Source organism: Mycobacterium senriense (genome assembly GCF_019668465.1).
Taxonomy (GTDB): domain Bacteria; phylum Actinomycetota; class Actinomycetes; order Mycobacteriales; family Mycobacteriaceae; genus Mycobacterium; species Mycobacterium senriense.
Map to the genome: position 1 here is coordinate 2625956 of NZ_AP024828.1, position 24147 is coordinate 2650102.

A 24147-nucleotide genomic window follows, 5' to 3' on the forward strand; every position below is an offset into this window, starting at 1 on the left:
TAACAGCAAGAGTTCGTCACTAGAGATGACTCGAGATGTCTGTGTAACCGTGGGGAAATTGTGGGCAATTTGCACCCACCCGATCGCAGGTACAGCCAAATGCTCTCCGACTGTGGCTCGGCCAATCGGCGGGCTGAACGGTAACGTCGACTTTGTGCAGCGAGTGCTCGATATCGACCTTGACTTCTTCGTGACGCCGCTGTCCATTGGCAGCGATTGATCATGTGAAGACGATGACTGTGGCCGATGAGTCGGAGAGGCTGGGCAAATGACGGACACAGGCCTGGCGACGCTTGCCTTGCTCTGCCCACGGGGGCATGTTGCGGCGACGCTGATCAGGCAAGCAGCGCATCAGCCAACCGAAATCTCACGGCCCGACGCGGCACGGGAACGCTGGCCGAGGGAGCGCGACGACGACTACACGCGAATGCACTGCCAGGAGTGCAGCCCTCCCGAGTGGCTCTCCGGATCAACCGCAGCCATCCGGGAGAAGGTTAACGAGCTGATCAGCGACGAGTCGGAGTTCCAGGGGAGCTTCACGCTGTCGTTCTCCTGAGCCCAGTAACAGCACAGCCAACGGGACGATCCTCGGTTGCCGTTTTTGGTGCCGCACCAATTTGAAACGCTGCACCGGCGGCACGGTATGACACATGTGGCCACGCAGGGACCAGGCGGGAACGTTGAGCGCCTAAATCTGGCCGCTTACTTTCTTGCAAACGACAGGAAGGAGGATTCAACAGTCGAACTGATCCTGGTCGTACCGTCGAACCGGCCACCAGCTGCGAAATCACATCAATCGTGATCCCTTCAGAATGCGCGGACTTCAGGCCTAAACTTTTTTGCCATGGCACCCGAACCAGAGGCACTCCCCGACTTCTCGCCGTTCCACAAGATGAGAGAGATCGAGCTCGACCCTGAATCCGTCGTGGGCAAGGAGCTCCGCAACCGGTTCGCCCAGTTCGATCAGTCCTTTACCGGAAAGAACCCTCTCTGGGCCGCCGTCGTGAAACTCATCGGCCTCACTGCTATGTGCGCGAAGGGCGTCATCGACCTCGAAAAAGAGGTGATCGAGCTGAGGCGCGAAGTGAGATCCCGCCGAGCCACATGATCGTTGGCAGCCGAGCCGTCGCGCTGGACGGTTGCCTCAAAGATCACGCATAGCCTCTGGGGTTCGCCTGCGATGATGGATGGATGGCCGATCGCGATCGCGACGAGTCCGGCAGACCACGAAGCAGGCGCCCGCGCGACTCTCTGGGCCGCCCGCTTCCGCCAGGGGGTGAAGGCGTTGCACGCATCCCGGACGACTTGGAGCTGCCGCCGGTCGAAACCCTCGCCTACGCCCAGGATCTGCTGGACCGCGGACTAGCCTTCAACGCCCACGAGGTGCTTGAGGCCGCATGGAAGAATGGGCCGGACGAAGAGCGCACGCTCTGGCAAGGACTGGCTCAGCTCGCGGTCGGCATCACCCACGTCCAACGCGGCAACGTCAAAGGCGCGATCACGGTGCTTCGTCGTGCGGCGGGCCGCCTTTCGCACGATGACGTGCCGGCGCCGTACGCCATCGACACCGAGGGTTTGGCCGGCTTTGCTGATGTGCTGATCAACTACCTTGCTGATGGCGCCGAGATCACAGCGGAATTCCTGCGACCTCGTCTGCTTTTGTCGTCCGACCCGACGAGCCAGCGTCGCTAAGCCGTCCGGCCGACACCTCCGTCGCATCGGAAGGCAAGGTCCAGCTCCCCTCGGCTGCGAGCCTTCGCCTCCAATGCCTGGGCTGGATGCCCCTTGATGGGTTGTGCTACGGCGTAACCTCGGCGGTGGGGCACAGTCCTCCTGGGCCCAGAAGGGCGCACAAGATTATGGCCAGCAACTTGACGCCGCACTTCGCGAATGTGCAGGCGCACTACGACTTGTCGGACGACTTCTTCCGTCTGTTTCTGGACCCGACTCAGACCTACAGTTGCGCATTCTTCGAACGCGACGACATGACGCTGGAAGAGGCCCAGATCGCCAAAATCGACCTGGCGCTTGGCAAGCTGGGACTGCAGCCGGGCATGAAGCTGCTCGATATTGGCTGCGGCTGGGGCGCGACCATGCGGCGGGCGATCGACACGTACGACGTGAACGTCGTCGGCCTGACGTTGTCGAAAAACCAGACCGCCCATGTACAGAGATTGTTCGACGAGATCGACAGCCCCCGCAGCAAGCGGGTGTTACTGAACGGCTGGGAACAGTTCGACGAGCCCGTCGACCGGATCGTGTCGATCGGTGCGTTCGAGCACTTTGGCCCTGACCGGTATGACGACTTCTTCTCGCTGGCCCACAAAATCCTGCCCACCGACGGCGGCGTGATGCTGCTGCACACCATCACCAGCTTGACGGCACAGCAAATGTTCGATTGCGGCTTGCCGATTACAGCCGAGCTCGTCCGGTTCTTCAAGTTCATCTTGACCGAGATCTTCCCGGGCGGCGCGACGCCGTCGATCGAAATGGTGGAGGAGCATTTTGTGAAGGCGGGTTTCACGTTGACTCGCCGCCAGTCGCTGCAGCCTCATTACGCCAGGACTCTCGACCTATGGGCAGGGGCGCTCGAGGCGCACAAGGACGAGGCGATCGCAATTCAGTCCCACGAGATGTACGAGCGCTACATGAAGTACCTGACCGGCTGCGCCGATTTGTTCCGGGTCGGCTACATCGACGTCAACCAGTTCACCCTGGAGAAGTAGGGATTGCCCGAGGCCGAAGCGCGTGAGCTGGCCGGCTAGATCGCTCCACGGTCTGGTTGTGCAGGTTGCGCATCATGCCCGGGTCGGCGACCAGGCAGTCCGACAACACCACCAGTCCAGGACAGTGGGCGACATCGGTTTCGTGCAGCTGGCTATTGCGCGCAATCCGGGCCCCAAGTAACAAGCCGCCTCCAGTAGCAGGTCTGACAGCGGCCCGCGACCATGCACGCGAATCGAGAGCGCCCCGCCGCCGAAAGCGCCTCTACCAGCACCGACGGGAACTGAAAGACAGAGCCCCCTGTCAGGATTGAACTGACGACCGCTCGCTTACAAGGCGAGTGCTCTACCACTGAGCTAAGGAGGCGGGGTTGAACCGGACCCAGCCTAATCGGTCAGTCGTCGGTGTCGATCACGCGCGCTGAGCGCACCGCCCGCGATGACGGACGCCGGCGCCCCGGCAGTGGAATCCGGTCGGCGATGTTGCTCAGTGGGTTGACCACCATGGTCAGCGCGATGACGGCGTCCTGCAGCGTGGCGATGGCGGGCTCGAGCGCCACCATCCCGGGCGTGAGCCGGGCCAGGGTGTCGGCGACGTCGGCGAGCTGATCCAGCGGCCCGTTCTTGGCGGTCAGCTTGTCGACCAGGCCACCCTCGGCCAGCAGCCGGTCTGCCAGCCCGTCCTCGGCCAGCAGCCGCTCGATCAGACCCTCCTCGGCGACCAGCTGATCGGCCAGCCCGCCGGGCTGCAGCGTGCGGTGCAGAGCGCCGCCCTCGACGGTCAGCCGGTCCAGCAGGCCGCCTTCCGCCGTCAGCATGTCGACCACCCCGCCCGGGCGCAGTAAGCGGTCGATCGGACCGTCCGCCGCGATGGCCCGACCCAGCGGGGCATCGTCGTCGAGCAGCCTGGCCAGCCGGTTGGCTCGGACGATTGCGTCGTCGATCCCCAGCATGGACGTCATGGCATTGGTGCCGCCGACACCGCCCTCACCCAGCGCCCGCTTCGCGACGCCGACGGCCGCGCTCGCGACGCCCAAGCCCGCATCCGCGGCGGCCAGCCCCACCCGGGCGGGTGCGGTCGCAGCCGACACGATGTTTCTGGCGAGGTTCATCCCACGAGTCTATTCGCGACGCAGGCCGGGAAAAGGCTTTACGTCCCAAGGCAATGCGACGATTCCTGGCAGACTATTATCAGTCTGTTGGCACTGAGCTTTCAGGAAGTACACAACCTTTACATAGCAAACGTTCAAGCAAGGACATGACATCTGATGACTTCGACAACCCCCAATGACACGAAACCGGAGGCCCGCGTCCTCGTCGTCGATGACGAAGCCAACATCGTCGAGCTGCTCTCGGTGAGTCTGAAATTCCAGGGGTTCGAGGTCTGTACGGCGACCAACGGTGCCCAGGCCCTGGATCGGGCGCGCGAGGCGCGACCCGACGCGGTGATCCTCGACGTGATGATGCCGGGCATGGACGGGTTCGGGGTGCTGCGGCGGCTGCGCGCCGACGGCATCGATGCCCCCGCACTGTTCTTGACCGCGCGGGATTCCTTGCAGGACAAGATCGCCGGCTTGACGCTGGGCGGCGACGACTACGTGACGAAGCCGTTCAGCCTCGAAGAGGTCGTCGCCCGGTTGCGGGTCATCCTCCGCCGCGCCGGCAAAGGCGGCGCCGAACCGCGCAGCGCGCGGCTCACATTCGCCGACATCGAGCTCGACGAGGAAACCCATGAAGTGTGGAAGGCCGGCCAGCCGGTATCGCTGTCGCCGACCGAATTCACGCTGCTGCGTTACTTTGTGATCAATGCAGGCACGGTGTTGAGCAAACCCAAGATTCTCGACCACGTGTGGCGCTACGACTTCGGAGGTGACGTCAATGTCGTCGAGTCCTATGTGTCGTACCTGCGCCGCAAGATCGACACCGGGGAAAAGCGGCTGCTCCACACGCTGCGCGGAGTGGGTTACGTACTGCGGGAACCGCGCTGAACCTGGCGGCAGCGAGAAGTAGCCAAATGGACACCAAGCCTCGACGTGGATTGCCCCTTCGAATAGGGCTCGTCGCCGCGACCCTGGCCCTGGTCGCCTGCGGCCTCGCCGTGTCCGGCATCGCGGTGACGTCGATCCTGCGGCACAGCCTGGTCAGCCGCATCGACTCCACACTGCTCGACGCGTCCCGCGGCTGGGCGCAGGCCCCGCGGCGGCAATCGCCGCCGCCGCCCTACGAGGGGCCCGACCCGGGCCGGCCGCCGTCGAAGTTCTATGTGCGCGGCGTCAGCATCGACGGCACTCCGTTCACCGCCATCAACGACCGCAACGCCGAACCGGCGTTACCGGCCGACAACGACGTGGGCCCCAACCCGAGGACGCTGCCCTCGGTGAACGGCTCCGACATTCAGTGGCGGGCCGTCTCGGTGCGCGGTCCGCACGGGCTGACCACGGTCGCGATCGACCTGTCCGACGTGCAGCACACGGTCAGCTGGCTGGTCTGGCTGCAGATGGGCATCGGGGTGGCGGTGCTGGCCGTGGTCGGGATCGCCAGCTTCGCAGTGGTGCAGCGCAGCCTGCGGCCGCTGGTGGAGGTCGAGCGGACGGCCGCGGCGATCGCCTCGGGTCAGCTGGATCGCCGTGTGCCAGAACGAGATCCGCGGACCGAGGTGGGCCGGCTGTCCCAGGCGCTGAACGGGATGCTCGCGCAGATTCAGCAGGCGCTGGCGTCCTCGGAGTCCTCCGCCGAGAAGGCGCGCGGCTCCGAACACCGGATGCGCAGGTTCATCACCGACGCCAGCCACGAACTGCGCACCCCGCTGACCACCATCCGCGGCTTCGCGGAGCTGTACCGCCAGGGCGCCGCACGCGACGTCGCGATGCTGTTGTCGCGGATCGAGAGCGAGGCGTCCCGGATGGGCCTGCTGGTCGACGACCTGCTGCTGCTGGCCCGCCTCGACGTGCAACGACCCCTCGAGCACCATCGGGTGGACCTGCTGGCGCTGGCCAGCGATGCCGTGCACGACGGGCAGGCGATTGACCCCGGGCGCACCATCACCATGGAGGTCCTCGACGGTCCCGGCACCCCGGAGGTGCTCGGTGACGAGGCGCGGATCCGCCAGGTGTTGAGCAACCTGGTCGCCAACGCCTTGCAGCACACCCCGGAAAGCGCCGACGTCACCGTGCGGGTCGGCACGGACGGCGACGACGCGGTGCTCGAAGTGGCGGACCAGGGGCCCGGCATGAACCAGGAGGACGCCTCGCGCGTCTTCGAGCGGTTCTATCGCACCGACTCGTCGCGGGCACGGGCCAGCGGCGGCACCGGACTGGGGCTATCCATCGTCGAGTCGTTGGTGCGCGCGCACGGCGGTGCCGTCACCGTGACCACCGCACCCGGCGAAGGCTGCCGCTTCAGGGTGACGCTGCCGCGCATCAGCGACGTGCCCGCGTCCGAACCGGTTCACGCCAACTGAGCCAGCGCCGCCTTGATCTTGGCCTGCGCCTCGTCCAGCGATTCCGCCGACGGGTTGCGGTCGACGTTGGCGAAGCCGAAGTCGCTGAGGTTGCGGGCCGGAAAGACGTGCACGTGCAGGTGCGGCACCTCTAGCCCGGCGATGATCAGGCCGGACCGCTCGGTCCTGAACGCCTTGCACACCGCCTTGCCGATCAACCGGCTCACCTCCATGACCCGGGCGAAGGCCGCACCGTCGACATCCTGCCAGTTGTCGATCTCGGCGCGCGGCACGACCAGCGTGTGTCCCTGCGTCATCGGCTCGATCGTCAGGAACGCGACGACGTCGTCGTCCTCGTAGACGAAGCGGCCGGGAAGTTCACGGTTGATGATCTTGGTGAAGATCGACGCCATGGGCCCCAGCATAGGTGCGGCGATCCGGGGACCCCGACTCAGTCCTCCTTGCCGAACTCCATCACGTCGAGGTTCCAGTACCCGCGCATGTTGGTGATCAGCCCGGCTTCGTTGACCTTGTAGGTGAACACGCCGCGCACCTTGCTGGTGACTCCGCCTTCAAACCTGCTCTGCAGCACCAGAATATGAGCGATCTCGTCGGGCGAGCTCGAGGGGAAGGTCTCCTCGCACGTGATGGTCAGCTGGTTCTGCGCGATGTTGTTGTCGAAGAATTCGCCGACGGCTGCCTTGCCGCGCACCCCGGTGCCGTCGGGGTTGGTGACGGACTGGCCGATCGGGTCCTCGATGACGACGTCGTCGGTCATCAGCGCGAGCCAGCCCTCGCGGTCCTTGCCCTGTGCGCAACGCCAGGACGATTGCGACGCCGTCAGTGCGGGGGATTGGGCGGTTTGGGTCATCGTTGGTTTCTCCTGTCTTCTCATATGGCGCACGCGGCGCGCGCGCCTTCCACCGCAACACCGAATATCTCCGGCCCCAGGCCGTCGGGCCCGGCGTGCACGATCTGGGGCTGGATCTTGGCGCCGTGCTCGCGCACCACCTCCACCAGCGCCCGGTGCGCGCTCACCGCGTCGTCGGTGGCCAGGTGCAGGCCGCCGGGAGTCTCGGGGTGATGATGGTCAACCCCGGTGGCGCCCAACGTGATCAGCCCGACCCCGCCGCGGGCGCGTGCCGCGAAGGAGTCGCGGGTGCGCTCCGACGGCAGCCCGTCCGGCGTGCCGTACGTCGTCTCCATCGGAGACATGACCAGGCGGTTGCGCACGCTCATGGCGCCGATTCGTCCCGGCGCCATGAGATGGCCGAAGCCGGTCACTGAGCGGACGCGGCTGATGAGTGGTTACCGGTCGGCGTCGGTGAACCGGATGACGCCGCGAATGTTCTTGCCGTCCAGCATGTCCTGGTAGCCGTCGTTGATCTGCTCCAGCTTGTACTGGCGGGTGATCATGTCGTCCAGGTTCAGCTTGCCGGCCTTGTACATCGACAGCAGCTGCGGGATGTCGTACTGCGGGTTGCCGCCGCCGAAGATGGTGCCCTGCAGGTTCTTCTGCATCAGGGTCAGCATCGCCAGGTTCAGGTTGACGTTGGTGTCCAGCAGGCTGCCGATGGCGGTCAGCACGCAGGTGCCGCCCTTCTGGGTGATGTTCAGGTAATTGTCGACGTCGGCGCCATGCAGCTCGCCCACGGTGACCACGACCTTATGGGCCATCAGGCCGTAGGTGACCTCGGCCATGCCCGCCATCGCGGCCATGATGTCGGGGTAGACGTGGGTGGCGCCGAACTTGAGCGCCTGGTCGCGCTTCCACTCGACCGGGTCGATCGCGAAGATGTAGCGGGCGCCGGCGTTCACGGCTCCCTGCAGCGCTGCCATGCCGACGCCGCCGACGCCGACGATGGCTACGTCCTGGCCCGGCCGGATATCAGCGGTGCGGACCGACGAACCGTAGCCGGTGGTGACGCCGCAGCCGACCAGCGCGGCGACCTCGAACGGGACGGACGGGTCGATCTTCACCACCGAGCTGCGGTGCACGACCATGTACGGGGAGAATGTGCCCAGGAGCGTCATGGGGTAGACGTTCTGGCCCTTGGCCTGGATGCGGAAGGTGCCGTCGGACACCGCGGCGCCGCCGAGCAGGCCGGCGCCCAGGTCGCACAGGTTGCGCAAGCCCGCCTGACAGGTCGGACACTGCCCACAGGACGGGATGAACGACAGCACGACATGGTCACCCGGGGCGATGTCTTCGACGCCCGGACCAACCTCGGTGACGATGCCCGCGCCCTCGTGGCCGCCCAGCACCGGGAATCCGGCCATCGGGATGCCCCCGGTGACCAGGTGATGGTCGGAGTGGCACATGCCCGCCGCTTCCATCTGGATCTTGACCTCATGCGCTTGCGGGTCGCCGATCTCGATTTCCTCGATAGACCAGGGCTGGTTGAACTCCCAGATCAGTGCGCCTTTTGTCTTCACGATGGTCCTGACCCCATTTCGCCTTTGAATTGATCAGCGCTGACCGGCCCCTTCATGCCGGGCAGCTAGGTGACGGGTACCACAGGCACCCTTGTCGCGTCAGCATAGCGCGTGCAACAAATCAAATGCTTGGTTGGCCCGCTGTCACCAGATGGGGACGGGGGCCTCGCCAAGCGGGTAGTAACCGGGCAGCTTTTCGCCGGCGATGCTGCGCTCGATCCGCTTCTGCATGCCCTGGCTCAGGTCGCCGGACTCGATGAGTTTGCCGAACATGTACGCGACGTGACCGAAGTCGAAGAAGTCGCGCTGCCACTCGATCTGCTGGTCGCCGTTGAGCCGGAACCAGCTGCCGCCGATGCCGTAGATCTCGTCCTGGGTGCCGTCGTTCTTGTTGACGATCTGCTTCCAGAAGCCGACGATCTCGCCCTGCTTTTCGTCGATGAGCACCTTCTGGTACTCGTACACCCAGTTCTCCAGGCCCTCCATCTCCAGGCCAAGGGCGACGTCGCGGATTTCGTCGACACCCACGCACATCACGTCTTCCTTGGGGCCGATGTTCCAGCCGTAGGTGGCGTCTTGGGTGTAAAAGTCCGCCAACGGTCGCCAGTCACCGGCCTTCTCGCAGTCCTTGTTGGCCTGCAGCCAGCGGTCGACCCATGCCTCGAGTTGCTCACGGGGGTGTGACGCCATTGTCAGTCTTCTTTCTCTTTGATGAAAAGTGCTTGCGTTGGGCACATATCGACCGCGCGCTCGATTTCGTCGCGGGCGTCTTCGGGTGGTTCGGGGTCGAGGATCTCGACCTTGCCCCGCCTGGGCACCCGGAAGTAGTCGGGTGCCTCCAATTCGCACATGGCGTGGCCCTGACACAAATCCAGATCCGCTTCGATTCTGAATCCGCCCATCGGACTTGCTCCTTACACACTGCGTTTGCGGTAGCGGACCTTGGCCGGCCGGGCAAGCTGTACGACCATCTTGGAGTGGTCGTTGTGATAGCTGTCCGCCGGCTGCGCCATCTCGAAGTCATACTCGCGCAACAGGACCGAGAAGATCGCCTTGATCTGCATCTGGGCGAATGCGGCGCCGACGCAGCGGTGCCGGCCCGCGCCGAACGGAATCCAGGTCCACCGGTTGACGATGTCGGCCTGCTCGGGCTTGTTGTAGCGGTCCGGCTTGAACGCATCCGGGTCGGGAAAGTCCTCGGGAATCCGGTTCGAGATCGCGGGGGACGCCGCGACGTAGTCGCCGTCGTGAATCGGAAAGCCCTCGACCTCGAACTCGCCCTGGGCGACCCGCATCAGGATGATCAGCGGCGGGTGTAGGCGCAGGGTTTCCTTGACCACGTTGTCCAGCTTCGGAATCGACCGTAGCGCATGGAAACTCACCTCCTGGCCGTCGGCGTAGAGCTCCTCGAGCTCGGCCAGCACCTCCGCGTACACATCGGGATGCCGGATCAACTCGATCAGGGTCCACGCCGAGGTTCCCGAGCTGGTGTGGTGGCCCGCGAACATCAACGAGATGAACATCCCGGTGACCTCGTCGGCCGAGAAGCGGGGCTTTCCGTCCTCGTCCTTGATCGACACGAGCACGTCGAGCATGTCGCGGTCGGCCTTGTCCTTCGGCGGATCGGCCAGCCGTTGGTTCATGATTTCCTGCACCAGCGCAACGAGTTTGACGCGGGCCTCGTCGCGGCGCCGGAAGCTCTCGATCGGCAGGTAGGGGTCGACGTAGCACAGCGGGTCGGTGCCGCGTTCCAGCTCGTGGTAGTACTCCGCGAACCGGTGGTCGAGCTGGTTGCGGAACTTGACGCCGATCAGGCAGGCGGTCGAAGTGTAGATGGTCAACTCGGAGAAGAAGTCGAGCAGTTCGATCTCGCCCTCGTCGCCCCAGTCGGCGATCATCCCCTTCACTTGCGCCTCGATGGTCGCGGCGTGGCCCTTCATCTGCTCGCCGCGCAGCGCCGAGTTGTGCAGCATCTCCTTGCGCCGCTCCGGGCTGGCGTCGAACACCACACCCTTGCCGAAGATCGGCGCCATGAACGGGTACGCCGCAGCCTGGTCGAGAGCTTCGTCGGCGGACCGGAAGAAGAACTCGTTGGCACCCGCGCCGGACAGCAGGATGACGTGCTTGTCGACCAGCTGGAACCAGCCGACGTCGCCGCATTCGTCGCGGACGCGCTTCATCAAACCGATTGGGTCGGTACGGAATTCCTCGAGGTGGCCGTGCTCCTCTTCGCCGCCGGAAACCCGGGGCACAATGGCGGTCGTCATTGTCCTGGCATCCCCTCTTCGCCGAGTGCGAGTTTCTGGCGGTCTTTGTTGTCGGCCAGCGGGGCTTCGGGCTGAAGCTCCATGTTCGCGATGAAGCCACCCCGCGGGGTCTCGGCGACGAACGTGATGGCGCGTCCCAAATCCGCCGCGCGCAGGAAGTAGTCGTGCCGGGCCTGGCCCCACTTCGCCCAGTCCGCCAGTGCGGGTCCGATCTTCTCGGCCGGCAGACTCCAGCCCATCGACGTCTTCGTCGGGCCGGGATGCACGATCGAGGCCCGCACGCCGGTGCCCTCGAGTTCCATCTGGAAGTTGGTGACCATCGCGACGAGCGCGGCCTTGGCCGCGCCGTAGGCACCCATGTGTGGGCGCTGGCGCAGGGCCACATCCGAACCCACGAAGATCAGGTCGCCGCGTTGCCGGTCGAGCATGCCGGGCAGCACCGCGGCGGCCAGCCGGTTGGCGCCGACCAGATGGATCTGCAGCTGCGACTCGAACTCGTCGGTGGTGATCTCGGCGAGCTTGCCGAAGTAGGTGTCGCCCGCGCCGGCCACCAGCACCTCGATGTCACCGAGCGCCTCGGTCGACTGTGTGACAAACGATTTCACCGAGTTCGGGTCGGTGACGTCCAGGTGGAATCCAACCGCCTCGCCGCCGTCGGCGTTGATCTTGCCGACGATGTCGTCGAGCTTCTCGACCCGGCGGGCACCCAGGGCGACCGGGAAACCGTGCGCCGCGAGTTCGATGGCGGTTGCCTCTCCGATGCCGGAGGACGCACCGGCCACGATGGCGGGCCGGCGTTCGGGCAAGGGTTCAAACCGGGGCATTCAGCGGACCTCCACGCTCATTGGTAGGTGAGCGAATCCGCGGACATTGCTCGAGTGGACGCGGACGGCGTTGGCCTCGTCCACCTCGTAGCCGCGGATTCGCTTGAACAACTCGGTGAGCGCAACCCGGGCCTCCATCCGCGCCAGATGCGCGCCCAGGCAGAAGTGTGCGCCGCTACCGAAACTCAATAGTTTGGGCCCGATTTCGCGCCCGATCAGGTAGTCGTCGGGGTTGTCGAAGACCCGCTCGTCGCGATGGCCGGACCCGGGCAACAGCAGCAGGACATCGCCCTCGGGAATGGTTGTGTCGTAGAGGGTGAGCTCGCCGGCCACGGTGCGAGCCAGGATCTGGCTGGAGGTGTCGTAGCGCAGTGTCTCCTCGACCCACAGCGGCACCCGCGACAGGTCCTCGTAGACCGGCGTCAGCTGATCCGGGTTTCTGTGACCCCAAAACGCGGCATTGGCAAGCAGTTTGGTGGTGGTCTCGTTGCCGGCGATCACCATCAGGAACATGAAGCCGAGCACCTCGTCGTCGGTGAGCCGGTCACCGTCGATCTCGGCCTCCAGCAACGCCGAGGTCAGATCGTCGGTCAGCTTCTCGCGCCGCTCGGCCACCATGCCCTGGTAGTAGACGATCAGGTTGAGGGAAGCCTCCACCGCCTCCGGCGGCACGTCGGTGACACCCTCCTCGCGGTGCATCACCCCGTCGGCCCAGGCCCGCACTTGATCCCGATCCGGCTCGGGGACGCCCATCAACTCGGAGATGACGTCCATGGGCAGCTTGCCGGCGAATTCGTCGACGTAGTCGACGGCACCGTCCTTGGCCTTGGCCAGCATCGCGTCGAGATGCTGGGTCGCGATCTCGGTGACGCGGGGCTCGAGTTCGCGAATGCGGCGCGGGGTGAAGCCTTTCGAGACGAGCGTCCGCAGCCGCAGGTGCGCGGGATCGTCCATCGCCAGGAACGACATCGTCTTGCTGGCGTGCGGGCCTCGGGACGCCGGGTCCAGCGAGACACCGAACTTGTTGGAAAGCGTTGTGCTGTTGCGGAATCCCTGCAGCACGTCCTGGTGCCGCGACAGCGCCCAGAACTTCAGTTCGTCGTTGCGATACAGCGGGGCCTCGTCGCGGAGCCGCTGGTAGTAGGGGTACGGATCTTCGTGGAAGTCGTAGTCGTAGGGATCGAGGACCAGTTCGTGGTCGCCCACATGGACGGTCATTAAGTTCTTGTCTCCTGGCTTGTGTTCCCGGGGCCGGGCAGGATCAAATTCACTACATATGCCAATTGGTCGGCGATCTGGTGATAGGTGAACTGGCCACTGGCGGCCTGCACCAATGCGCCGAAGAACATCATCTCGAGCGCGGCCACCGTGTCCGGGTCGGCGCCGGGCCCGATCGCCGTCGCGATGCGCCGGTGGATCTCCGCCCCGATGCGGTCGCGCACGGCACCCACCGCCGGATCGGTGCCGCCGCCGAGCAATGCCGTCGTGCACGCGGCGCCAACCTCCGGCTCGTCGGCGACCACCAGCGCCAGGTGACGCAACACCTTGTCCACTCGGACCGGCATCGGGTCGTTTACGTCGGTGAAGAACGGCACCTGCCGCACCAAATCCAGGTAGACCTCGGCGATCAGGTGGTTCTTCGACGAGAAGTAGGTGTACGCGGTGGCCGGGGCGACTCTGGCGCGGGCGGCGACCGCGCGCACGGTCAGGTCGGCGTACGACTTCTCCCGCAAGGTCTCGATGCCGGCCACCAGCACCTTGCGGAAGGTCTCCTCCTGGCGACGGTTGCGCGCCGGCTGACCGGTCTGGCGGTCGCTGTCGGATGTGGTCGTCACCAGTGCGTCGCTGGACACATGTCCAAGCTAGTGGATTGAATCGTCGTGAAGCAAGCCCGCGGCACAAACGTGCTGTTTAAAAGCCATTTGGCGGGACGTTTTGGGCCACGTTCGAGATCGGCTCTTGCACCGTCGGCGAACGGGCGACTATGGTTCGATCGGACAATATCGGACAACTGTCCACCAGATTGGCGTGCCGGGTGGGCCGCGCGCGGACGGGAGCGGGAGATGGCCTTGTTGGCCGACGGCGTGAGTGAACTCTTCATCGACGGCAAGCTGTCGGCCGGCAGCGCCGGCAACTTCCCCACGGTGAACCCGGCGACCGAGGAGGTGCTGGGCGTCGCCGCCAACGCCGACGCCACCGACATGGACCGCGCCATCGACGCCGCGCGGCGCGCTTTCGACCAGACGGACTGGTCCCGCAACACCGAATTGCGGGTGCGCTGCATACGACAGCTGCGCGACGCGATGCGCGAGCACATCGAAGAACTGCGCGACATCACCATCGCCGAGGTCGGCGCCCCCCGGATGCTCACCTCGGCCGCCCAGTTGGAGGGACCGGTCGGCGACCTGAGCTTCGCGGCCGACACCGCCGAGTCCTACGAGTGGAACTCCGACCTCGGTCAGGCATCGCCGATGGGCATCCCGACCCGGCGCACGATCGCGCGGGAAGCCGTCGGTGTCGTCGGCGCCATTACCCCGTGGAACTTCCCGCATCAGATCAACCTCGCCAAACTGGGGCCCGCGCTGGCCGCCGGCAACACCGTGGTGCTCAAGCCGGCACCGGACACCCCCTGGTGCGCCGCGGTGCTCGGCGAAATCCTTGCCGAACACACCGATTTCCCGCCCGGCGTGATCAACATCATCACGTCGAACGACCACCGGGTGGGGGCGCTGCTCTCGAAAGACCCTCGGGTGGACATGGTTTCATTCACCGGGTCGACCGCGACCGGCCGCAGCGTGATGGGCGATGCCGCCGCGACCATCAAGCGGGTGTTCCTGGAGCTGGGCGGAAAGTCGGCGTTCGTCGTTCTCGACGATGCCGACCTGGGCGGCGCGTGCTCGATGTCGGCGTTCACCGCGGCCATGCACGCCGGCCAGGGCTGCGCCATCACGACCCGGCTGCTGGTGCCGCGGGCTCGCTACGACGAGGCCGTCGCCATCGCTGCGGGCACCATGGGCTCGATCAAGCCCGGTGACCCCAATGACTCCGGAACCGTGTGCGGGCCAGTGATTTCCGCCCGGCAACGGGAGCGGGTGCAGAGCTACCTCGATCTGGCGATCACCGAGGGCGGGACGTTCGCCTGTGGCGGCGGCCGCCCGGCGGACAAAGACCGCGGCTTCTTCATCGAGCCCACCGTCATCGCGGGCCTGACGAACGACGCGCGGCCCGCCCGTGAGGAGATCTTCGGGCCGGTGCTCACCGTGATCGCCTACGACGGCGAAGGCGACGCGCTGCGCATCGCCAACGACTCGCCATATGGGTTGTCGGGCACCGTGTTCAGTGCCGACCCCGAGCGTGCGGCCAACTTCGCCGCGCGGATGCGGGTGGGCACCGTCAACGTCAACGGCGGTGTCTGGTACTCCGCCGACGCGCCGTTCGGCGGATACAAGCAATCCGGCAACGGGCGCGAAATGGGCGTGGCCGGCTTCGAGGAGTACCTGGAAATCAAAACCATCGCCACGGCTGTGCAGTGACCGCGCCAATTAGGCCACCGAGAGGAAGCCATGCGATTCGAGGATAAAGTCGGCATCGTCACCGGATCCGGTGGCGGCATCGGGCAGGCCTACGCCGAGGCGCTGGCCCGCGAGGGCGCGGCGGTGGTGGTCGCCGACATCAACGCCGAGGCCGCCGACGCGGTCGCCAAGCAGATCGTCGCCGACGGCGGCACCGCCATCAGCATCCCGGTCGACGTGTCCGACCCTGCGTCGGCCAAGGAGATGGCCGACCGCACGCTGGCCGAGTTCGGGGGCATCGACTACCTGGTCAACAACGCGGCAATCTTCGGCGGCATGAAGCTCGACTTCCTGCTTACCATCGACCCGGAGTACTACCGCAGGTTCATGAGCGTGAACCTGGATGGCGCGCTGTGGTGCACCCGTGCGGTGTACAAGAAGATGGCCAAGCGTGGCGGCGGAGCGATCGTCAACCAGTCATCCACCGCCGCATGGCTTTACGCGAACTACTACGGCCTGGCCAAGGTCGGGCTCAACGGCCTGACGCAACAACTCTCCCGCGAACTGGGTGGCCAGAATATCCGGATCAATGCGATCGCCCCCGGACCCATCGACACCGAGGCCAACCGGACCACCACCCCCAAAGAGATGGTCGACGACATCGTCAAGGGTCTGCCGCTGTCGCGGATGGGAACGCCTGCGGATCTGGTCGGCATGTGCTTGTTCCTGCTCTCCGACGAGGCGTCGTGGATCACCGGACAGATCTTCAACGTTGACGGCGGGCAGATAATCCGATCATGACTGACGATCTGAAGCTCGGCTACATCGGGCTGGGCAACATGGGCGCGCCGATGGCCACGAAGATGACCGAATGGCCCGGCGGAGTAACGGTTTACGATATCCGCACCGAGGCGATGACCCCGCTGGTCGAAAAAGGCGCCAGCCTGGCCGACAGCGTCGCCGACGTCGCCGCCGCCGATATCATCCACATCACCGTGCTCAACGACGCCCAGGTGCGTGAAGTTGTCGGCGAGCTGGCGGCCCACGCGAAGCCCGGCACCGTCATCGCGATCCACTCGACCATCAGCGACACCACGGCGGTCGAGCTCGCGGCCGAACACAAACCGCGCGGCATCCACATCGTCGACGCGCCCGTCAGCGGCGGGGCCGCCGCGGCGGCGAAGGGCGAGCTCGCCACCATGGTGGGTGCCGAGCGAGCGGTCTACGAGAAGATCAAGCCGGCGTTCAAACACTGGGCGGCGATGGTCGTCCACGCGGGCGAGCCGGGCGCGGGTACCCGGATGAAGCTGGCGCGCAACATGTTGACGTTCACCTCGTACGCCGCGGCGTGCGAGGCGATGAAGCTGGCCGAGGCGGCCGGGCTGGATCTGCAGACCCTGGGCCGGGTGGTCCGCCACACCGACGCGCTCACCAGCGGCCCGGGGGCGATCATGGTCCGAGACAACATGAAAGACATTGAACCGGACAACTTTTTGTACGAGTCCTTCGTGCACGCCCGCGGCCTGGGGGAGAAGGACTTGAGCCTGGCGCTGGCCCTCGGCGACGCGGTGTCGGTCGACCTGCCGCTCGCCCAGCTGGCCTACCAGAAGTTGGCCGCCGGCCTCGGGGTTCCGCACACAGAGAAAGAGGCGTGATGGACGAGCTGCGCAGCAAGGGTCTCGCGAAGATGAACGAGGTCTACGGCTGGGAGATGCCCAACATCGAAGGCGACGCGTACTTCGACCTCACCGTCGACCACCTGTTCGGCAGCATCTGGACGCGACCGGGATTATCGATGCGCGACAAGCGCATCATGACGCTGACGGCGGTGACCGCGATCGGAAACCGCGACCTGGCCGAAATCCAAATCAACGCCGCACTTCTCAACGGCGAGCTCACCGAGACCGAGCTGAAGGAGATGGCCGTCTTCCTCACCCACTACCTGGGCTTCCCGCTGGGTTCGGCGCTCAACGGCGCGGTCGATGCCGTCGTCGCCAAGCGCAAGAAGGCCGCGGCAAAGGGTTCCGCTGAGGACAAGAAGGCCAACGTGGACGCCGCTTTGAAGATGCACTCGGGCGAATAACCCACCAATCTCAGTACGGCTGAACGCCTTCGGGCATCACGTACTCGGAGATCGGCCCGGTGATCCCATTGATCGTCGTTCCGCCGTTGATGATGCCGGGCGCCAGTTCCAGCATGTTATGCGGGAATCCGAACTTCGGTTTGGTCAGCGCGTCGAGCCGGGCCAGCTCGTCGGCGCTCAGATTCACGTCGACGGCCCGTACGTTGTCCTCGAGCTGGGAGAGCCGGCGCGCCCCGATGATGACGGACGAGACGGCGCGCTGCGCGCGCACCCAGGCCAGCGCCACGCTGGCGACGTTGGTTTCGTGCGCCTTGGCGATGGCCTCGAGTTCGTCGATGACGGCGTAGGTCTCCTCGTTGAGGAAGGCATCGACCATGGCGCCGCGGTCGGCGGTGTGCCGGCCGCTGTTGGAGCGGGTGTACTTGCCGCTGAGGACGCCGCTCTTCAACGGTGACCAGGGTGTGATGCCGAGCCCGAATTCGGCGGCCATCGGCACGAGGTCCTGTTCGATGGCGCGTTCCAGCAGCGAGTACTCGACCTGCAGCCCGACGAACGACGACCAGCCGCGGAAGTCGGCGATGAGGTTGGCCTGGGCGATCTTCCACGCCGGGGTGTCCGAAACGCCGACGTAGCGCACCTTGCCGGCCCGCACCAGGTCCTCGAGCGCGGCCATGGTCTCCTCGATGGGGGTGTTGGAGTCCCAGATGTGCAGCCAGTACAGGTCGATGTAGTCGGTTTGCAAGCGCCGCAACGAGTTTTCGCAGGCATTGATCAGTGACTTGCGGCCCGACCCGCCGCCGTTGGGATCACCCGGATACAGGTTGCCGCTGAACTTGGTCGCGATCGCCAGGCGATCGCGGCGCGCGGGGTGGCGCCCGATGTGGTCGCCGATGATCTTCTCGGAATGGCTCCGGGTGTAGAAGTTGGCGGTGTCGATGAAGTTACCGCCGAGCTCGAGGTATCGATCGATGATCTGCTGGGACTCTTCCACGCTGGTGCCCCAGCCGAGGTCTTCGCCGAACGTCATCGCGCCCAGGCACAGGGGGCTGACCCGCAGACCGGATCGCCCGAGTGTCACGTATTGATCCAGCGGCATGAGGCCCACTCCCTGGTAGATTGTTCGGCTATGAGTTTGTTCATAACAAAACTAGTTCATAGCTGAACGATCTGGCAAGTCGAATGTCTGCAGTCGACGCGGCCAAGATCTGGTCACTGAACTACCGGGTGCTGCTCTCGGTCATCGCGTGCGCCGAGGCCGATATCTGCGCGCTGGGCCTCGAGTCCAAGGAACTGTTTCTGCTCGCCGAGATCGACGAGCATCCCTATCCGGCCGAACTGGCCGCGACGCTGAGCATGCCCAAAGCGACGGTGACGCTGTACCTGAAGCGGCTCGAGGCCGCGGGGTTCGTGCGCCGCGAGATCGACCCGTGCGATCTGCGGCGGCACCGGCTGCTGCTCACCGCGGCCGGACGCCAGGCCGCCAGGAAGGGCCTGACCCTGCTCTCCGACGAGTTCGACAAGCGCCTCGGCCGCCTCACCGTCGCGCAGCGCAACGACCTCACGGCGCTGCTGGAGAAAATCGTCTGAATCCGGGGACGGTGGGCGTGGGCCGTTTGACCGGGCTAGTCTGACGTGTCGTGCGCGTCCTGGTGATCGGTTCCGGTGCCCGTGAACATGCGTTGCTGCTGGCGCTTCGCAAAGACCCCGAGGTCACGGGGCTGGCGATCGCTCCCGGCAACGCCGGCACCGCGCGGCTGGCCGACCAGCACGACGTCGATGTCACCTCGACCGACGACGTCGTCGCCCTGGCGCGCGAGGTTCGCGCCGACCTGGTGGTCATCGGTCCCGAGGTCCCGCTGGTCCTCGGGGTGGCCGACGGGGTGCGGGCCGCGGGCATCGCCTGCTTCGGGCCCAGCAAGGACGCCGCCCGCATCGAAGGCTCCAAGGCTTTCGCCAAAGAGGTCATGGCCGCGGCCGGCGTGCGCACCGCGACCACTGAAATCGTCGATAGCCCCGCACATTTAGACGCCGCCCTGGACCGGTTCGGCCCGCCGGCGGGGAATGCGGCCTGGGTGGTGAAGGACGACCGCCTGGCCGCCGGTAAGGGCGTCGTGGTGACCGCGGATCGCGCTGTCGCACGCGCGCACGCCGCCGGGCTGCTCGAGGCGGGGCACCCGGTGTTGTTGGAGTCCTACCTGGACGGCCCGGAGGTGTCGCTGTTCTGCGTCGTCGACGGCGCAACCGTGGTGCCGCTGCTGCCGGCACAGGACTTCAAGCGCGTCGGCGACGGCGACAGCGGGCCCAACACCGGCGGCATGGGCGCCTACGCGCCGGTCCCGTGGCTTCCCGACGAGGTGTATCGCGACGTGGTCAGCAACATCGTCGAACCCGTTGCGGCCGAGATGGTTGCGCGGGACAGCTCGTTCAGTGGACTGCTGTATGCCGGACTCGCGATCACCGCGAACGGGCCCGCGGTGGTCGAATTCAATTGCCGCTTCGGCGATCCCGAGACGCAGGCGGTGCTGGCGCTGCTGGAATCGCCGCTGGGCCAGCTGTTGTACGCGGCGGCCAGCGGCACGTTGGCGGACTTCGGCGAGCTGCGCTGGCACGACGGCGCGGCCGTGACGGTGGTGCTGGCGGCGGAGAGCTACCCCGGACGCCCGCGCGTGGGAGACGTCATCGTCGGCTCGGAAGCCGACGGGGTGCTGCACGCCGGAACGGCGCGGCGCGATGACGGCGAGATCGTCTCGTCGGGTGGGCGGGTGCTGTCGGTGGTGGGCATGGGCGCCGACCTGACGGCCGCCCGGGCCCGGGCCTATCAGGTCGTGCGTTCAATTCGCCTGCCGGGCAGCCATTTCCGCAGCGACATCGCGCAACTGGCGGCCGACGGGAAGATCCGCGTCTAGAAGGCGGCGGCCTGACCGTCCCGGCGCGGATCGCTGGCCGCGAAGTAGCCGTCCTCGAGACGCCAGATCGCCTGGCAGCTGCCGAATTGGTTGTAGTCGTCGACGGCAACCAGATCGTGTCCGCGGCGGCGCAATTCGTCCAGCGTCGAATCCGGGAAGCCCTTTTCGCAGCTGACTTGCATACCCTCGACCCACCGGAACCGCGGGCCGTCACATGCCGCCTGCGGATTCTGCCGGTGGTCGGCGATGCGCACCATCAGCTGCACGTGACCCTGGGGCTGCATCATTCCGCCCATCACCCCGAAGCTCATGACCGATGCGCCGTCTTTGGTCACAAAACCCGGGATGATGGTGTGGTAGGGACGCTTGTTCGGGGCCACGGTGTTCGGATGTCCAGGATTGGCAACGAAATTCGCTCCCCGGTTATGCAGGGAGACCCCGGTGCCCGGGACCACCACGCCCGAACCGAACCCCATGTAGTTCGACTGGATCATCGACACCATCATCCCCGCGGCGTCGGCCGCGGTGAGGTAGACGGTTCCGCCCGCCGGGGCGCCGGCGGATGCGGGCTTGGCCCGTCCGCGGTCGATCAGTCCCGCACGCTGCTTCAGGTATTCGTTGTCCAACAGGCGTTCCGGCCCCAGCGCCATGTGTTCGATGTCCCCGACATAGGCCCGGGCGTCGGCGAACGCCAGCTTCACCGCTTCGATCTGTAGATGCACGCTGTCAGCGGAATCCGCTGGCAGCGATGCCATGTCGAACTGCTGCAGTATGCCCAGGGCGATCAGCGCGACGATGCCCTGCCCGTTGGGCGGGATCTCGTGCACCGTGTATCCGCGGTAGCCGCCGTCGACCGTGCCCACCCAGTCGGCACGATGGGCCGCCAGGTCGCTGGCCCGCATGGCGCCGTCGTTGTCCAGCGCGTGCGCCTCGAGCCTGGCCGCCAGTTCCCCACGGTAGAACGCCTCGCCGTTGGTCGCGGCTATCGTCTCGAGCGTCGCGGCATGATCCGGCAAGCTGAAACGCTCACCCGGTTTCGGCGCCCGCCCGCCGGGTAGGAACGCCGGGGCGAAACCGGGCTGGCTTTCAAAGAGCGGCACCTGCGCCGACCATTGCTCCGCGACGGTCGGCGAGACCGGAAAGCCGTTGCGGCCGTAGGATATTGCGGGTTCGAAGAGCCGATCGAACGGCAGCTTGCCGAATTTGGCATGCAGTTCGGTCCACGCCGATACCGCGCCGGGCACGGTCACCGAATTCCAGCCCAGGACCGGAACACCCTTGCCGCCGAAGTATTCCGGGGTCCACGCCGCGGGCGAGCGGCCCGAGGCGTTCAGGCCGTGCAGTTGCTTGCCATCCCACACGATGGCGAAGGCGTCCGAACCGATGCCATTGGACACGGGCTCCACGATCGTCAGGGTGATGGCGGTGGCGACGGCCGCGTCCGCCGCGCTGCCGCCCTGTGCGAGCATCCGCAGGCCCGCCTGGGCGGCGAGCGGTTGCGATGTGCACACAACGTTTTCCGCCAGGATGGGCTTGCGTGGCCAGGCGTAGGGGAGGTTCCAGTCGAAAGGTGCGGTCACCTCCGCGAGCGTAACTCGTCAGGCCGTCAGCAGCGGTGCCATCCAGGTGAGCTCGGCGGGCAACTGCGAGCTCCAAAATGCCCCGTCGTGCCCACCGGGCGAGAAGCCACCGGCCGGTGGATTGGGCAGTTGCGCGATGAACTGCTTTGTCGCGGCGTAAAACGGATCGCTGTCGCCGCAATCGATCCGGATGGGGATCGAGGCCAGGGCGGCCATGCCGAACACCGAGTTGGCCGCGAAGTCGTCCGGCCCGTCGAAGGCTCCCGGTGCGGCCGCACCCGAGGACGTCCACAGTGCCGGGCTCACCGCGCAGATCGCCGCGGTGCGGGCCGGCCCCAGCCGGCCGCCCAGCAGCAATGCGCCGTAGCCGCCCATCGACCAGCCCAGGAACGCCACCCGTGCGGTGTCCAGGTTCTGGTTGCCCAGCATCGGGAGGAGCTCGTCGAGCACCATGGCGCCGCTGTCCTCACCGGACGCCCGCTTGTGCCAATAGCCGCCGCCACCGTCGACGGCGACCACCGCGAACGGCGGCAGCCCGGCATCGACGGCCTGCGCCAGACCCTGTTCGACACCGCCCGCCATCACGGTGGACGCGTCACTGCCCTTGCCGTGCAGCGCGATCACGGGTCGCAGCGGCTTCGTCTGGCCCGGCGGACGCGCGATGGCCCAGTTCGTGTTCGCCCCGCCGCGCGCGGCGGAGACGAAGGAACCGGTCACCATCGTCGGCGCGGCCGCCGCCGGGGGAGCCGGGTCGCGAGGTGGGCTGGGCGGCGGCGCCAACGGCATCTGGGTGGCGGCCGGCGATGCCGGCATCGCGTGAGATGTGCGGGGCTCTAACAGGATGTCGAGCCCGTAGGCGCCCACCGCCCCCACGGCCGCGCTGGCGCCGAGGCCGAGCAGGGCGCGTCGGCTCAAGTCGGGCATGCGGGCCATTATGCCCTGGCCGTTTGGCCGAAATGGCAATGCAGTACCACTTTGGCTGGCACGATGGCTACTCGTGACGGCAGCGGTTACTCCAAAAGGAGAACGTCGACGGTACGCGCTCGTCAGCGCCGCCGCCGAGCTGCTGTCCGAGGGTGGCTTCGAAGCGGTGCGGCACCGGGCGGTTGCCCGGCGGGCCGGATTGCCGCTGGCGTCCACCACTTATTACTTTTCCTCCCTGGACGATCTGATCGCACGCGCCGTCGAACACATCGCGATGATCGAGGTGGCGCAGTTGCGGTCGCGGGTCAGCGGCTTGTCGCGGCGGCGCCGGGGACCGGAGACCATCGCCGAGGTGCTGGCCGATCTGCTCGTGGGCGACGTGGCCGGCCCGGGCCGCACCGACCAGCTGATCTCGCGATACGAGCGGCACATCGCGTGCACCAGGTTGCCCGCGCTGCGCGAGACCATGCGTCGCAGCCTGCGCCAGCGCGCCGAGGCGATCGCCGAGGCCATCGAGCGCTCGGGCCGCTCGGTGCACATCGAACTGGTGTGCACGTTGATCTGCGCGGTCGACGGTTCGGTGGTGTCGGCCCTGGTGGAGGGCCGGGATCCGCGCGCGGCGGCGCAAGGTGCGGTGGTCGACCTCATCGAGGTGCTCGCCCCCATCGACAAGCGGCCCGTGCAGATCTGACCGACCGCTACGCGCGGACCGGTTCCGCCGGAAGTGACGGCGTCACGATGTACCCGGTGTCCAGGTCGCCGTAGATCGTCACGTTCGCGGGGCTGCGCTGCGCGTACAACGCCACATAAGCGCAGACCACGGCGTCGACCGGATCCTCCGCCCGGCGCAGCTCGCTTTTGCGCTGCGCGGCCGCGACGGCCCGGCGCAGCGCGACCCAGCCGGCGTGCCCGGCTACCCGAAGCGGCACCGGGGCCTGCGCCAGCCGCTCGACCCCGTCCATCAGCAGCAACAGCTCGGATTTGAGCCCGTCCACGGTGCGCCCGGGCTTCGCCTTATATTTCAGGGTCCGCTCCAGGCGGAACAGCGCGACGGTCGCCGCGTGCGGGTAGACCTCGATGGCGCGCCGGACGGCCTGCGATCGCGGATCCAGATCCAGGCCCAGCGCCGCGGCCAGCCGACCCGCCCGCGGGCCCTCGGCGAACTCGGGCTTTCCGGTGTTGCAGGGGTGGGCACCCGCCTCGTACCTGCGGAAATCACGGTTGAGCGCGGTCTCGGCGGGACGCTGGCCGGTCGGGTTGGTCACCACCAGGGGCGCATCGAAGGCGACCAGGCAGTCGCCCCGCACATAGGGGCGCAACGCGCCCAGGATCTCGTCGTCGTCGCGGACCGCGCACGTGCTCACCAGAGCGCCACCCGAGTCGATGACGGCGACACCGGTCGGGTTACGGCCCGCCCAGGCGAGGTCGACGCCGGCGAAGTACATCCGCACAG

General features: G+C 66.5%; 28 protein-coding genes and 1 tRNA gene. 13 read left to right on the plus strand and 16 right to left on the minus strand.

The window, feature by feature from the left end:
- Window positions 1-268: 268 nt before the first annotated feature.
- From MTY59_RS12555 to mmaA2, 4 genes are all read left to right on the plus strand, one after another.
- Window positions 269-556, plus strand: a complete 288-nt coding sequence (locus tag MTY59_RS12555; protein ID WP_221045918.1) for a hypothetical protein — start codon at window positions 269-271, stop codon at window positions 554-556.
- Window positions 557-844: 288 nt separating this feature from the next.
- Window positions 845-1108, plus strand: a complete 264-nt coding sequence (locus MTY59_RS12560; protein WP_221045919.1) for a hypothetical protein — start codon at window positions 845-847, stop codon at window positions 1106-1108.
- A gap of 83 nt (window positions 1109-1191) precedes the next feature.
- Entirely contained in the window at window positions 1192-1692 is a 501-nt protein-coding gene (locus MTY59_RS12565; protein WP_221045920.1) for a DUF309 domain-containing protein, read from the plus strand.
- A gap of 167 nt (window positions 1693-1859) precedes the next feature.
- Window positions 1860-2726 carry a cyclopropane mycolic acid synthase MmaA2 gene (gene mmaA2, locus MTY59_RS12570; protein ID WP_221045921.1) on the plus strand — a complete coding sequence of 289 codons (867 nt, stop codon included), beginning with the start codon at window positions 1860-1862 and terminating at the stop codon, window positions 2724-2726.
- A 292-nt stretch (window positions 2727-3018) separates the two neighbouring features.
- Here the strand turns inward: mmaA2 and MTY59_RS12575 are convergent.
- Both MTY59_RS12575 and MTY59_RS12580 read right to left on the minus strand, forming a co-directional pair.
- Window positions 3019-3090, minus strand: a tRNA-Thr gene (locus MTY59_RS12575).
- 28 nt (window positions 3091-3118) lie between these two features.
- Window positions 3119-3835, minus strand: coding sequence for a hypothetical protein (locus MTY59_RS12580; protein WP_221045922.1), 717 nt, complete (start codon window positions 3833-3835; stop codon window positions 3119-3121).
- 156 nt (window positions 3836-3991) lie between these two features.
- Between MTY59_RS12580 and phoP the strand changes: the two genes are divergently transcribed.
- Both phoP and MTY59_RS12590 read left to right on the plus strand, forming a co-directional pair.
- On the plus strand, window positions 3992-4711 hold the full coding sequence (phoP, locus tag MTY59_RS12585; protein WP_065028494.1) for a two-component system response regulator PhoP: 720 nt from the start codon (window positions 3992-3994) through the stop codon (window positions 4709-4711).
- Between the two features lie 26 nt (window positions 4712-4737).
- Window positions 4738-6183: a sensor histidine kinase gene (locus MTY59_RS12590; protein ID WP_221045923.1), complete on the plus strand. Its 1446-nt coding sequence runs from the start codon at window positions 4738-4740 to the stop codon at window positions 6181-6183.
- Here the strand turns inward: MTY59_RS12590 and MTY59_RS12595 are convergent.
- The 10 genes from MTY59_RS12595 to MTY59_RS12640 form a co-directional block, all read right to left on the minus strand.
- Window positions 6171-6575 (minus strand): HIT family protein, encoded by a 405-nt coding sequence (locus tag MTY59_RS12595; protein WP_221045924.1) that lies wholly within the window; start codon window positions 6573-6575, stop codon window positions 6171-6173. The genes MTY59_RS12590 and MTY59_RS12595 overlap by 13 nt on opposite strands.
- Window positions 6576-6613: 38 nt before the next feature.
- Complete coding sequence (locus MTY59_RS12600) at window positions 6614-7033, minus strand: ketosteroid isomerase family protein (RefSeq protein ID WP_221045925.1); 420 nt, start codon at window positions 7031-7033, stop codon at window positions 6614-6616.
- 20 nt (window positions 7034-7053) lie between these two features.
- Window positions 7054-7425 (minus strand): oxidoreductase, encoded by a 372-nt coding sequence (locus MTY59_RS12605; protein ID WP_284145698.1) that lies wholly within the window; start codon window positions 7423-7425, stop codon window positions 7054-7056.
- A gap of 45 nt (window positions 7426-7470) precedes the next feature.
- Window positions 7471-8598 carry an NDMA-dependent alcohol dehydrogenase gene (locus tag MTY59_RS12610; RefSeq protein ID WP_221045926.1) on the minus strand — a complete coding sequence of 376 codons (1128 nt, stop codon included), beginning with the start codon at window positions 8596-8598 and terminating at the stop codon, window positions 7471-7473.
- A 144-nt stretch (window positions 8599-8742) separates the two neighbouring features.
- A complete protein-coding gene (locus tag MTY59_RS12615) occupies window positions 8743-9288 on the minus strand; it encodes a nuclear transport factor 2 family protein (protein WP_221045927.1) in 546 nt (181 codons plus the stop codon).
- 2 nt (window positions 9289-9290) lie between these two features.
- Entirely contained in the window at window positions 9291-9500 is a 210-nt protein-coding gene (locus MTY59_RS12620; RefSeq protein WP_221045928.1) for a ferredoxin, read from the minus strand.
- A 12-nt stretch (window positions 9501-9512) separates the two neighbouring features.
- Window positions 9513-10865, minus strand: coding sequence for a cytochrome P450 (locus MTY59_RS12625; RefSeq protein ID WP_221045929.1), 1353 nt, complete (start codon window positions 10863-10865; stop codon window positions 9513-9515).
- A complete protein-coding gene (locus MTY59_RS12630) occupies window positions 10862-11689 on the minus strand; it encodes an SDR family oxidoreductase (protein ID WP_221045930.1) in 828 nt (275 codons plus the stop codon). Before MTY59_RS12630 ends, MTY59_RS12625 begins: the two co-directional genes overlap by 4 nt.
- The gene (locus MTY59_RS12635; RefSeq protein WP_221045931.1) at window positions 11690-12907 is read right to left on the minus strand and encodes a cytochrome P450; all 1218 of its coding nucleotides are present in this window, start codon (window positions 12905-12907) and stop codon (window positions 11690-11692) included. It abuts the gene before it with no gap.
- The gene (locus tag MTY59_RS12640; protein ID WP_221045932.1) at window positions 12907-13542 is read right to left on the minus strand and encodes a TetR family transcriptional regulator; all 636 of its coding nucleotides are present in this window, start codon (window positions 13540-13542) and stop codon (window positions 12907-12909) included. The genes MTY59_RS12635 and MTY59_RS12640 overlap by 1 nt, the downstream gene beginning before the upstream one ends.
- Window positions 13543-13752: 210 nt before the next feature.
- Between MTY59_RS12640 and MTY59_RS12645 the strand changes: the two genes are divergently transcribed.
- Genes MTY59_RS12645 through MTY59_RS12660 form a run of 4 tightly spaced genes read left to right on the plus strand, consistent with a single transcriptional unit; the run spans window position 13753 to window position 17284 of the window.
- Complete coding sequence (locus MTY59_RS12645; RefSeq protein ID WP_221045933.1) at window positions 13753-15222, plus strand: aldehyde dehydrogenase; 1470 nt, start codon at window positions 13753-13755, stop codon at window positions 15220-15222.
- A 30-nt stretch (window positions 15223-15252) separates the two neighbouring features.
- Window positions 15253-16002, plus strand: coding sequence for an SDR family oxidoreductase (locus tag MTY59_RS12650; protein ID WP_221045934.1), 750 nt, complete (start codon window positions 15253-15255; stop codon window positions 16000-16002).
- Complete coding sequence (locus tag MTY59_RS12655; protein ID WP_221045935.1) at window positions 15999-16856, plus strand: NAD(P)-dependent oxidoreductase; 858 nt, start codon at window positions 15999-16001, stop codon at window positions 16854-16856. The genes MTY59_RS12650 and MTY59_RS12655 overlap by 4 nt, the downstream gene beginning before the upstream one ends.
- The gene (locus MTY59_RS12660) at window positions 16856-17284 is read left to right on the plus strand and encodes a carboxymuconolactone decarboxylase family protein (RefSeq protein WP_221045936.1); all 429 of its coding nucleotides are present in this window, start codon (window positions 16856-16858) and stop codon (window positions 17282-17284) included. The genes MTY59_RS12655 and MTY59_RS12660 overlap by 1 nt, the downstream gene beginning before the upstream one ends.
- 10 nt (window positions 17285-17294) lie before the next feature.
- On the opposite strand, the gene MTY59_RS12665 is transcribed toward MTY59_RS12660, so the two are convergent.
- Complete coding sequence (locus MTY59_RS12665; RefSeq protein WP_221045937.1) at window positions 17295-18389, minus strand: aldo/keto reductase; 1095 nt, start codon at window positions 18387-18389, stop codon at window positions 17295-17297.
- A 74-nt stretch (window positions 18390-18463) separates the two neighbouring features.
- Between MTY59_RS12665 and MTY59_RS12670 the strand changes: the two genes are divergently transcribed.
- The gene (locus MTY59_RS12670; protein ID WP_221045938.1) at window positions 18464-18871 is read left to right on the plus strand and encodes a MarR family winged helix-turn-helix transcriptional regulator; all 408 of its coding nucleotides are present in this window, start codon (window positions 18464-18466) and stop codon (window positions 18869-18871) included.
- Window positions 18872-18921: 50 nt separating this feature from the next.
- The gene (purD, locus tag MTY59_RS12675) at window positions 18922-20190 is read left to right on the plus strand and encodes a phosphoribosylamine--glycine ligase (RefSeq protein WP_221045939.1); all 1269 of its coding nucleotides are present in this window, start codon (window positions 18922-18924) and stop codon (window positions 20188-20190) included.
- On the opposite strand, the gene MTY59_RS12680 is transcribed toward purD, so the two are convergent.
- The gene (locus MTY59_RS12680; protein ID WP_221045940.1) at window positions 20187-21770 is read right to left on the minus strand and encodes a gamma-glutamyltransferase family protein; all 1584 of its coding nucleotides are present in this window, start codon (window positions 21768-21770) and stop codon (window positions 20187-20189) included. The genes purD and MTY59_RS12680 overlap by 4 nt on opposite strands.
- An 18-nt stretch (window positions 21771-21788) precedes the next feature.
- Window positions 21789-22706 carry an alpha/beta hydrolase-fold protein gene (locus MTY59_RS12685; protein ID WP_221046410.1) on the minus strand — a complete coding sequence of 306 codons (918 nt, stop codon included), beginning with the start codon at window positions 22704-22706 and terminating at the stop codon, window positions 21789-21791.
- 61 nt (window positions 22707-22767) lie between these two features.
- On the opposite strand from MTY59_RS12685, the gene MTY59_RS12690 reads away from it, so the two are divergent.
- The gene (locus MTY59_RS12690; RefSeq protein WP_415822476.1) at window positions 22768-23385 is read left to right on the plus strand and encodes a TetR/AcrR family transcriptional regulator; all 618 of its coding nucleotides are present in this window, start codon (window positions 22768-22770) and stop codon (window positions 23383-23385) included.
- Between the two features lie 7 nt (window positions 23386-23392).
- On the opposite strand, the gene MTY59_RS12695 is transcribed toward MTY59_RS12690, so the two are convergent.
- Window positions 23393-24139, minus strand: a complete 747-nt coding sequence (locus MTY59_RS12695; RefSeq protein WP_221045942.1) for a DUF429 domain-containing protein — start codon at window positions 24137-24139, stop codon at window positions 23393-23395.
- Window positions 24140-24147 lie beyond the last annotated feature (8 nt).